At 74.5% G+C, this 789-nt stretch carries 1 protein-coding gene; it reads left to right on the top strand.

Features of this window, described 5'->3' with window-relative positions; translation table 11 throughout:
- On the top strand, positions 1-789 hold a 789-nt coding region (locus GRC12_RS44795), incomplete at both ends, for an SDR family oxidoreductase (protein ID WP_208786135.1).

The raw sequence follows: 789 nt of genomic DNA, 5'->3' as shown, positions 1-789 counted from the left end.
GATCTGGGCGTGGGGCTGGACGGGACGCCGGGCGCCGACAGTCCGGCCCGGCAGGTCGTCGAGGAGATCCGGGCGGCGGGCGGTGAGGCGGTCGCCCACGGCGGCGACATCGCGAGCACCGAGGGAGCGGCCTCGCTGATCGCGGCGGCGCTGGAGACGTACGGGCGGCTCGACACGCTCGTCAACAACGCCGGGTTCCTGCGCGACCGGATGCTGGTCAACCTCGACGAGGGCGACTGGGACGCCGTGATGCGCGTGCACCTCAAGGGGCACTTCCTGCCGCTCAAGCACGCCGCCGCGCACTGGCGGGCCGAGGCCAAGGCGGGACGCACGCCGGTCGGCCGGATCGTCAACACCAGCAGTGGGGCGGGGCTGTTGGGGTCGGTCGGGCAGGGGAACTACAGCGCGGCGAAGGCAGGCATCGTCGGGCTGACGCTGGTCGCGGCGGCCGAACTGGCCCGTTACGGCGTCCAGGTCAACGCGATCGCGCCCGCGGCCCGCACGCGCATGACGGAACGGACCTTCGCTAAGACCATGGCCGCCCCGGACACCGGCTTCGACGCCATGGCCCCGGAGAACGTCTCACCCCTCGTCGTCTGGCTCGGCTCCGCCGCGAGCGAGGGCGTGACCGGCCGCGTCTTCGAGGCGGAGGGCGGCCGGATCACCGTCATGGAGGGCTGGCGCCCGGGCCCGAGCGCCGACAAGGGGGCCCGGTGGAGCCCGACGGAGGCGGGGGCCACGGCACTCAAGCTGCTGGGGGAGGCGGAGGAGCCGGGGGCGGGTTACGGC

This window comes from Streptomyces griseorubiginosus (assembly GCF_017614965.1).
Classification (GTDB): Bacteria; Actinomycetota; Actinomycetes; order Streptomycetales; family Streptomycetaceae; genus Streptomyces; species Streptomyces griseorubiginosus_B.
Note: the sequence above shows the minus strand (reverse complement) of the source record. Positions and strands in the feature narration are given on the sequence as shown.